Below are 8678 nucleotides of genomic sequence, written 5' to 3'. Positions count from 1 at the left end.
GGGACTACCTCGGTGCCCGGCTCGGCATCATCGGCCAGGCCGGCATCCCGTACCTGCCCGACTTGGTCAGAGCGCGGTGCCAGCCCGCCTGACCGCCACAGGTTTTGCCCCTCTTACGCCGACAGGGTCTGAAGCGTTGTTTTTCCTTGATTTTAATGCAGCTTGGCTGATCGGGCTTCAGCGGAGCTATTGCTCACCCGGTGGGTGTTGCTGACGCTCTCCACGGCCCCAGGCCCTATGTCCGCTCGCCCAGTAGGTGCAGCACCAGCTCTCGGCGGTGCGGGGCCATACGGTGCTCCCACAGATAAATACCTTGCCATGTCCCCAGCACCGGCAGGTCCTCTGCGACAGGGATCGTAAGCTGGGTCTGCGTCAGCGCAGCCCGAATATGGGCGGGCATATCGTCCGGCCCCTCCTCCGCATGCCGGTAGCGGCTGGCGCTGCTTCAGCCGCCGCATCTCGGACGGCATCAGGCCACCGTACTTCTTGCGCCAGCGGTAGTAGGTCTGGATGGAAATGCCCGCCTTCCGGCAGACCTCCTCCACCGCTGTCCCTTCTTCGGCCTGCCGCAGGATGAAAGCGATCTGCTGGTCGGTGAACTGGGTCAGTTTCATGGCCCGTCTCCTCAGTCAGTGCCGCAGAGCCTAACCGAGAAGGCTCTTTTCGGGTTCCGGGGTGTTGCGAGACAGAGGAGAAGCTGGTGGGGCTGACGGACCTCTGATGGGATAAGAGCAGCGGGATGATCAGCCGCTGCTATCGTCCCGAGGAGCTTCTTTGGTCATGGCTGCATCCGATGCTGCCCGCGGCTTGGTCAACCTGTCCGGCCTGATGGACGACGCCAAATGTTTCGCCTTCGTGCGCCAACACCGCTGGCCAGAAGGCGTGCATTGCCCCGAGTGCGATACTGCCGCGGTGATCCGTGACGGCTGCGACGAGAGCCAACCTCTTCGGCAACGCTACCGCTGCAAGGAATGCGCGCGGCGGTTCGACGACCTCACCGGCACGGTGCTGGCCGGCCATCACCAGCCGCTGCGGGTCTGGGTGCTGTGCCTGTACTTCATGGGTTTGAACCTTTCGAACCGCCAGATCGCCCAGGAACTGGGCCTCAACGTGTCGGACGTGCACGCCATGACTGAGCAGCTGCGCGGCGGCCTGGTTGCCAAGACCCCGCCCGTGCGGCTGGAGGGTGAGGTGGAGATCGACGAGGTGTACGTCGTGGCCGGGCACAAGGGCCAACCTGCGGCAGTCGCAAAAAGGGGCGGCTTGGACGTCGTCGCAGACTGGCGGGAGCGCCGGGCCGCGGCACGCTGGAGAAGGACAAGCCGCCCGTCCTCGGCTTGATCCAACGCGGTGGGCAGGTCGTCATGCGCATGCTGGCCAACGTGCAGCAGAAGACGATCCAGCCGATCATCGAGGCGGCCGTCGCCAAGGGGACGCGCATCCACACCGACGAGTACGACATCTACGTCCGCCTGCCGGCCTGGGGCTATCGGCATGAGACGGTCTGCCACGCTCGGGGCGAATACGCACGTGACGAGGATGGCGACGGCTTCTGCGAGATCCACGTCAACACGATGGAGGGGACGTGGTCTCTACTGCGCTCCTGGCTCCGCCCGCATCGGGGTATCTCGCAAGAGAAGCTGCCGCTCTATCTCGGCTTCTTCGAGTTCGTGCACAACGCCCGGCGCCGCGGCAAAGCCCTCCTCGGCGCCCTCATTGCAGCTCTGGTGAGATAGGTTGGCCAACACCCCGGATCCCGGTAAGAGCCACCGAGAGTTTTCCCGCTTTCACCGGTCCAAGAAGTCGGGGGCAGGTCAGTCCGTGCGGATATGCGCGGGCGTCACGTGCGCCAAGAAAAGGTCCGCCAGCACGTCGATCACGTCGGCTGAACTGAGCTTGCGCGCCACCAGGGTCGCCAGCGCCTCGCGGGTGAACTCGTCGCGGGATTCCGGCGTCCACGTGGCGGCTTCTTTCCGGGAACGCCGCCCAGAACGCTTCTCCTACGCCACCTTTTTTCAGGCTGAAGCTCGCCAGGGGTAGCTTTCAAAACAGCCCGTTAGGAGCGATAGTTACCCTCTGAAAGGGTGAGTAGAATGCCGAAACGTCCCGTACCGGACACAGTGATTATTCATGATGTGGCTCCGGGCCACTCTACGCGGACTGTCCGCTTCGGATCGGTGACCGTCACAGGACCGGCACCTACGCCGGAAGAGTGGGCACGCTCTGTGCGAGAGAGTACGGAGGCATTGGTAAGGTTGGCGCCTCACCTGGTCACCCCGGGAGTGCGAATCAAACGCATTCCTGGTGTGTCGCTCTACTACGCCAACAAAGACCGTTCAGGAACGACGATTCGCGAACTGGACGGTCGAAAAGAGATCGGCACACTGCTCGAGGACGGCACTTTTCGACCAATCGACGCTTCGGAAGACCATTAGGTGAGGTGTGAAGAGTTTTGGCAGTGCTCTCCGCGTGCTCAGGTTAGGAGCCTGCATCCTCGGTGTTGCGAGCTCGACCTTTTACTGCATGTCATCCCTTCGGCTGGTCGCATCGAGCTCTAGCCGACGCGCACGCGTCATTGATCACGCGACATTTGTATTCGGATCTCGACGCGCAGCTGAGAAGTGGCTGGCGCGACCGGCTATCGCCCTGAACGGCCGTCGTCCAGCCGAACTTTTACAATCGGCAGAAGGTACGCTGTTGCTGCACGACACCCTGACCCGGCTCGAGTGGGGCGTCTACTGCTAATAGCCGTTGATGAGGTCGTCGGTCAGGCGAAGCGATCTGGCTCAATGCTGATTGCGATGACGGGGCCTGAGTGTTGGCGGCGATCAGCAGAACGAGAAGCCCGCTACCCGGCATCATGGCGATGGTGAAGTGAGCGGATAGCCGCCCGAAGCTCGCATGTTGTTTCGGCCTGGGGAAGTGGCTGGTGCGGCACGGCGGCAACGCCGACGTGGTGCGGCAGGAGCTGGCGTCCGAGCACGGGCTGGCGGTGAACCTGCGGTCGGTGGAGCGGGCCTGTGCTCCTTACCGGCAGCAGCTGGTGGCGTCGCCCTGGTCACCGGCGCGGGCGCCGGCATCGGCGAGGCCATCGCGCAGCGCCTGGCGCGCGACGGTGCGGCCGTGCTGGTAGCCGACCTGCTGCCCGACCGGGCGGAGTGCGTGGCCGCGGAGATTACGGCCGCCGGGCTGCGCGCCGCCCTCTTCACGCTCGACGTGGCGGAGGAAGATCAGGCCGCCGCCGCCGTGGCGGATGTGGAGGCCCGCTTCGGTCCGCTGCGACTGGCGGTCTGCAATGCCGGCATTACCAGCCGCGTGCCGGCGCTTGAGATGTCGCGCGCGGCCTTCGAGCGTACCCATCCGGCCAAGCTTTCGATTACCCACATGTCGGCCGTGTCGCGACCTCCATCCCGAGTTCGATATCGGCGAGGCGCGACAGTCCGCGCCATAGGACGCTGATGCCGGGCGGTGGATCACGAGAGCGGCCGAGATAGCCGCCGAGGCGGGCGAGTTTGCGGACGTAGGCGGCCAGCGATGTCTCTTCGGTTCGCTCGCTACGCCTGATCAGCAAGATCCTATCGAGGACGGTGATCTCCCGCTCACTCAATGCTGTCTGTGGAGTGGCCCCCGGATCGGCGCGATGTGCGAGGGTGAGCCACAAGACTCGCCACGCGATGATGCAGAACAGCGCGAGGAGGTTGGCGATCCGTTCCGCCGACTGGAGCCGAGACTCCTCCGCCCGACAGCCCGACTTCAGAATCTTGCGGAAGGTCTCGATTTTCCACCGCATCGCATACCAGCGGACCTTCTCCAGTGCGTCCCGGCGCGACCGGACCGGCAGGTCCGTGAGGAGCTTCCACTCGATCGGCTCCCGTCCGCGCGGCCGATCCCGCTCGGTGACGTGCAGGACAATGAGGTCCAGGGCGGGATAGCGCCGCTGCTTGCCGATGGGTGGAAGGACGTGGACGCGACGGGCCTGGATCTCCAGCACGACGTTCATCGCCTCGCCCTCTGGCCCGCGAAGGGCGACCCGGTGCAGCCCTCGCACGCGGGCGTCTGCCATCTCCGTCGCAATGGTGTGGGTTCCGTCGCCTGCAAGCCGGTCGACGCAGGTGCGAACGACGAAGTGCGTTCCAAGGTCCCGGGCGAGGCAGAACAACTCGTAGATGTCGCTCTCGCGGTCGCCGACATGGACGAGGCGCCCGGGCTCTCCAAGCAGTTCGACCGACCGTCGCAGGTTGTCGAGCCATCGGACACTTTCCTTGCCCTCGATCGGCACCCGCGTCGGGTTGACCACCCGCTTGAGCGCGGCGGTCCCGCACTTCGACCGTGTCCAGACCTTCAGCGCCGTCACGCCGAGCGGCACGCGGTCTTCAGTCACGGCGAGGCTCGTGTGCATGAGCAAGCCGCAGAGGGTGTGATGACGCCATCGGCCCTTCGCGTCGCGACCGCTGTTGACGCTCTTCGTCACGCCGATCGCACTCGCGGAGGCGCGCCGATAGGTGAACTCGGTCGTGTCCTGCAGAAGCAGGACCACCCCGCGGCTTGCCATGAACCGCTCCGCGGTCGCGGCCATGTGGCCGCCAAGGATATCGCCCTCACTCACCCGACTGTTGGCCAGGAACCCGTAGGCAGCCTTCGCGCCAGCCCAGTCACGGCAAGCCTGCGGTATGCTCTTCCCGATGCCCACGGCGAGTTGCCCGAGCAGAACTCCAAAGCGACGATGGAGGCGAGCATCGGCGAAGGTCGCCGCTTCCACCTCGGTTCTCGTCCAGTTCTCGGAGGGGGAGCCACGAGCCGTCCCACCCGCTGCGCGACCTACGCACGGCACCATCGCACGCCCTCCGCCTGGCGTTGGGGTGCTCGGCAACGAATCACGTCAGATTCCGCGGACTCAAGTGCTTTCTGGCGAACTCAGCCCGCGTACACGCTCAGTTGTGGGTAATCGAAAGCCTCACCGGAGGGGTACGTTCGAGCGGGTGATCCGCACCAACCTCGCGGGGTGCTTCGTGACCGCCCAAGCCGCGGCGCGTGCCATGGTGTGGCACGGACAGGGAGGGCGCATCGTGACGACGTCCTCGGTCTCCGGCTAGTTTGCGGGAACCGGGCGGGTGGCCTATGGCGCGAGCAAGGCTGGCATCATCAACCTGACCCAGGTGCTGGCGATGGAACTCGCGCCGGCATGGCATCCTGGTCAACTGTGTGGCGCCCGGCCTGACCCAGGTCGCCCGCACCGCGCATGGCCCAAAGCAGCGGGCAGCATTCCTCAAACACATGGCCTTGCAACGCTACGCGGCACCGGCGGAGATCGATGCAGCAGTGGCGTTCCTGTGTTTCGAGGAGGCCGGCTTCGTCACGGGCCACGTGCTGAACGTGGATGGTGGCTTCGCTGCCGCCGGAGTGCTCTACTATCCCGCTGAAGGACCATAAGGCCCGACCTGCTCCACGGTGACCCGGTCATAGCGGCCGGCACCTGGGCATGCGCACAGGTGCCCAGGCCAGGGGGTAGGCCAACGTCAGTCGAGTGTCGCCCCAGAGATCTCCACGAGCTTCTGCCAGACTTTCTCCTGCTCGCGCATATACGCGCCGAAGGCTACGGGCGAGTCGTCCGCGACCGGCGTGAAGCCGATCGGCTCCATGCGTTTTCGGAACTCATCCGACCGGACGATCTGCGTTATGGCGCGATGCAGGAGCATGATGCGGCTCTCGGCCGTGCCGGCCGGCGCGTTGATCGCGTACCAGCTCTGCATATCGATGCCGGAATCCGGCAGCAGCTCGCGCATCCCCGGCACGTCGCGCAGCTCCGGGACATAGGTGATGCGCTCGGCGCTGCCGACCGCCAGGGGGCGGAATTTGCCCTCGCGTACGTTCGGCATCGCGGCCGGGATGACATCGAACATCATGTCGATGTTGCCCGCATACAGGTCCTGAAAGGCCGGGCCGCCCCCACGATAGGGCACGTGGGTGATGTCTACATCTGCTGCGCGCTTCAGCGATTCGATGGCCAGGTGACTGACCGTGCCAGTACCGGATGACCCCATGGTGAGCTTGCCCGGATCGCGCTTCGCGGCTGTGATGAGCTCGCCGAACGTCTTCCAAGGCCGGTCCGAGTTCACGATCAGCAGCACCGTCCCGGTGGTCACCCGCGTGACCGGCGCCAGATCGCGCGCCGGGTCCAGCGGCATCGAGCGGCGGTACAGGAACTTGTTGGCACATAGGATCGAGGCCGAGCCAAGCAGCAGCGTGTAGCCGTCCTTCTCTCCCTTGGCGACAACATCGGCACCCAAGTTGCCACCAGCCCCGCCGCGGTTCTCCACCAGTACATTCTGCCCAAGGGTGGTCTGGAGCCGCTCGGCCAGAAAGCGACCGGTAAGATCCACCGCGCCACCCGGCGCAAAAGGCACGACGATGCGAACCGGCCGGGTGGGGAAGTCAGGGGACTGGCTGCGGGCAGCCAAGAGTGCCGGAAGGGTGAGGGTAGTACCCCCAATCAAAGCGCGTCGGCTGATCACTCTCGTCCCTCCGGCATTTCTGCGCCTTGGTACTGGCCTGGACGCGCAGCAGCAACCAACCGGCGCGAGCTCGAAGGGTTGCTCGTGGTGGCTGGTGCAGCCGGTCACGGGCCTCTGGCAGCCAGGAGGACCCATGAGCACCTTGGACGTGGCGAGTTGCGGTCGCTGCATTCTCGTGTTGAGCGGCGGCAGTTGAAAATCGGGGTAGAGCCATCCGACCTTTTACTCGCTTGGATGGGGGGACGCCCTGGCGTGCCTTGGCCCCGCTCACTGCCCCATCCGTTTTTTACGGGAAGTCCCGGCCATCGATCACACCGCCTTCCCTCGTACCACCCACGGCCAGTCGTACGGGTTTTGAGCGGGACAGTGGATAGGATAGCGTGGTGACGGCCGATCCCCTGCCTCGATCGCCACGTCGCAGAAGAGCGGAAAGCAGCGGTAGAATACCTGATGCTCAAATGGCTGCTGCATCCCCTTGTGCGTACATAAAAGCAAGCTGCCTAGGTTCATACTCGACGGCACGGTGTGGCCGAAAACAGACTGGCCGCTTCTGAGGCTAATTGTTCTGCACGTCTAGCTTGCTCAGGATCGGACGCCAGAGCCGGTCCTGGTCGCGTAGGAACTGAGCGAATTCCTCAGGCGTGTTGCCGACGATGAACTGGGCATCCCGCGTCAGCCGTTCCTGAATGCGCGGGTCTTTCAGCGACTCTGCCGCCGCGTCGTGCAGCTGTTGCACCCGGGCGGGCGCCGTACGCGCGGGGGCGAGCAGGCCGAACCAGCTCAGCGCCTCTGTCCCCGGGGCGAATTCGGCCACCGTGGGCACCTCGGGCGTGGTCGGCATGCGCTGCAGGCTGGTCCAGCCGATCAGCCGCCCCTGGCCATTTCGGAAGACCGGCACGGCGGTGCTGCCAGCCACCACCAGCACGTCGAGGTTGCCGGCGACGAAGTCGTTCAGCGCCGCCGAATCGCCGCGATAGGTAACGTCCTGCATGCGGATGCCCAAGCGCTCCGTCACCAGCAGCATGGCGACGTTGGTCAGCGTGGTCGGGCCGTTGGTGCCGTAGGTGATACCCCCCGGATCGGCCTTGGCCGCGGCGATGAGGGCCGGGATGTCGGCGGGGCCCTTGTTCTGAGTGATAATGCCGAAGGGGTAGGTGGTCGCCAGGGTGATCGGAGCGAAGTCCTCGACCTTGTAGGGCAGGTTCTTCACCACGACGGGGTTGATGCTCAGCGTGGTACCGGCCGCCATCAGCAGCGTGTTGCCGTCGGGCTGGGCGCGGGCGACGTATTCGGCGCCGACAATGGTGTTGCCACCAGCCCGGTTTTCAACCAGCACCGTCTGCCCGAGGGTCTGCGTCATCCGCTCCGACATCAGGCGCGAAAGCACGTCGGTGCTGCCGCCGGCGGCAAAGGGCACGATGATGGTGACGGGCCGCTGCTGCTGGGCACGGGCGATGGCGGGGGCGGCAAGGGCCGCAGCGAGCACGAGGCGGCGCGGGGCAGGAATCATGGCGTCCTCCGGGGCTGTTTCGCGCCTCTTTGCCATCGGCGCCAGGCGCAGCCACCCCCAAGACCCATTGCCGCTGCCGCTGCCGCTAAATGGCTCAGGTCCCGTCTGGAAGCTGCCCAAGCATGGGTATTTCAGGATGGCTGTTGCGAACACGGACGCGGGCGGCGTCGAAGAAGGCTGAGTCACTACGGAGTCCAGGAACTGCTCGGTCGCTTGCAGTTGTGGGAAATGGGCGCAGCCCGGCAATACCGCGCATCTGGCACTCAGCAAACCAGCCACCGGCTCCTCGCCGGAGAGGATCCGGGAGACGGTCCTCCACTCCGGCAGGCCGCGGATACCCTTCACGCAGAAGGCGCTCTGCGCGTGGGATGGGCCGAGATTCAGCGCAATTATCGTGACATGGCCAGTATCGTCCAGCGTCAGCAGCGCGCCAGATTTCCAAGCCCGCTGGCGATCACCAGCAAGGAGCGCAGCCCGCTGCTGCCCGAAGTGCCGACAACAAACAGCGTCCACCCGGAACTCGAGATCACCTCGTGGGGCGGATTGTGAGAGCGTCGGAGAGAAAATCCCTCAGGGAGCGGCTGGGTAATCTGGCCGCGGCGGCGTGAAATAGGAGCGCTGCCGAGCCTTTCGTCACGACGGCTGACGGAAGGCCT

At 65.2% G+C, this 8678-nt stretch carries 10 protein-coding genes and 3 pseudogenes; 7 read left to right on the top strand and 6 right to left on the bottom strand.

What is annotated here, in order from left to right; genetic code table 11:
- Positions 1 to 235: 235 nt before the first annotated feature.
- Positions 236 to 433, bottom strand: a pseudogene (locus E2C06_RS40015) (YjbQ family protein); the annotation flags it as partial.
- A 7-nt stretch (positions 434 to 440) separates the two neighbouring features.
- Positions 441 to 614, bottom strand: a pseudogene (locus tag E2C06_RS40010) (transposase); the annotation flags it as partial.
- Between the two features lie 166 nt (positions 615 to 780).
- Between E2C06_RS40010 and E2C06_RS39005 the strand changes: the two are divergent.
- Positions 781 to 1341 (top strand): transposase, encoded by a 561-nt coding sequence (locus tag E2C06_RS39005; RefSeq protein ID WP_206664823.1) that lies wholly within the window; start codon positions 781 to 783, stop codon positions 1339 to 1341.
- On the top strand, positions 1281 to 1736 hold the full coding sequence (locus E2C06_RS39000; protein WP_206664824.1) for an IS1595 family transposase: 456 nt from the start codon (positions 1281 to 1283) through the stop codon (positions 1734 to 1736). The genes E2C06_RS39005 and E2C06_RS39000 overlap by 61 nt, the downstream gene beginning before the upstream one ends.
- Before the next feature lie 81 nt (positions 1737 to 1817).
- Here the strand turns inward: E2C06_RS39000 and E2C06_RS41180 are convergent.
- A pseudogene (locus E2C06_RS41180) lies at positions 1818 to 1940 on the bottom strand (IS3 family transposase); the annotation flags it as partial.
- Positions 1941 to 2523: 583 nt separating this feature from the next.
- Between E2C06_RS41180 and E2C06_RS40990 the strand changes: the two are divergent.
- Together E2C06_RS40990 and E2C06_RS40000 are read left to right on the top strand one after the other, a co-directional pair.
- Positions 2524 to 2745, top strand: coding sequence for an MbcA/ParS/Xre antitoxin family protein (locus E2C06_RS40990; protein ID WP_133293009.1), 222 nt, complete (start codon positions 2524 to 2526; stop codon positions 2743 to 2745).
- A gap of 156 nt (positions 2746 to 2901) precedes the next feature.
- Positions 2902 to 3459, top strand: a complete 558-nt coding sequence (locus tag E2C06_RS40000; RefSeq protein WP_133293008.1) for an SDR family NAD(P)-dependent oxidoreductase — start codon at positions 2902 to 2904, stop codon at positions 3457 to 3459.
- On the opposite strand, the gene E2C06_RS34110 is transcribed toward E2C06_RS40000, so the two are convergent.
- On the bottom strand, positions 3377 to 4834 hold the full coding sequence (locus E2C06_RS34110; protein ID WP_133293007.1) for an IS4 family transposase: 1458 nt from the start codon (positions 4832 to 4834) through the stop codon (positions 3377 to 3379). The two genes, E2C06_RS40000 and E2C06_RS34110, sit on opposite strands and share 83 nt — an antisense overlap.
- Positions 4835 to 4859: 25 nt before the next feature.
- On the opposite strand from E2C06_RS34110, the gene E2C06_RS40985 reads away from it, so the two are divergent.
- Both E2C06_RS40985 and E2C06_RS34100 read left to right on the top strand, forming a co-directional pair.
- Positions 4860 to 5093: an SDR family NAD(P)-dependent oxidoreductase gene (locus E2C06_RS40985; protein WP_369126553.1), complete on the top strand. Its 234-nt coding sequence runs from the start codon at positions 4860 to 4862 to the stop codon at positions 5091 to 5093.
- A gap of 94 nt (positions 5094 to 5187) precedes the next feature.
- Positions 5188 to 5430: an SDR family oxidoreductase gene (locus E2C06_RS34100; protein WP_133293005.1), complete on the top strand. Its 243-nt coding sequence runs from the start codon at positions 5188 to 5190 to the stop codon at positions 5428 to 5430.
- Between the two features lie 86 nt (positions 5431 to 5516).
- On the opposite strand, the gene E2C06_RS34095 is transcribed toward E2C06_RS34100, so the two are convergent.
- Both E2C06_RS34095 and E2C06_RS34090 read right to left on the bottom strand, forming a co-directional pair.
- The gene (locus E2C06_RS34095; protein WP_241671594.1) at positions 5517 to 6512 is read right to left on the bottom strand and encodes a Bug family tripartite tricarboxylate transporter substrate binding protein; all 996 of its coding nucleotides are present in this window, start codon (positions 6510 to 6512) and stop codon (positions 5517 to 5519) included.
- Between the two features lie 556 nt (positions 6513 to 7068).
- Complete coding sequence (locus E2C06_RS34090; RefSeq protein WP_133293004.1) at positions 7069 to 8022, bottom strand: Bug family tripartite tricarboxylate transporter substrate binding protein; 954 nt, start codon at positions 8020 to 8022, stop codon at positions 7069 to 7071.
- Positions 8023 to 8235: 213 nt separating this feature from the next.
- On the opposite strand from E2C06_RS34090, the gene E2C06_RS34085 reads away from it, so the two are divergent.
- Positions 8236 to 8571, top strand: a complete 336-nt coding sequence (locus tag E2C06_RS34085; protein WP_133293003.1) for a hypothetical protein — start codon at positions 8236 to 8238, stop codon at positions 8569 to 8571.
- Positions 8572 to 8678 lie beyond the last annotated feature (107 nt).

Origin of the sequence: Dankookia rubra, assembly GCF_004355005.1 — a bacterium.
Taxonomy (GTDB): Bacteria; Pseudomonadota; Alphaproteobacteria; order Acetobacterales; family Acetobacteraceae; genus Paracraurococcus; species Paracraurococcus ruber_A.
The sequence above is the reverse complement of the archived record's forward strand: the minus strand, read 5'-3'. Positions and strand labels throughout refer to the sequence as shown.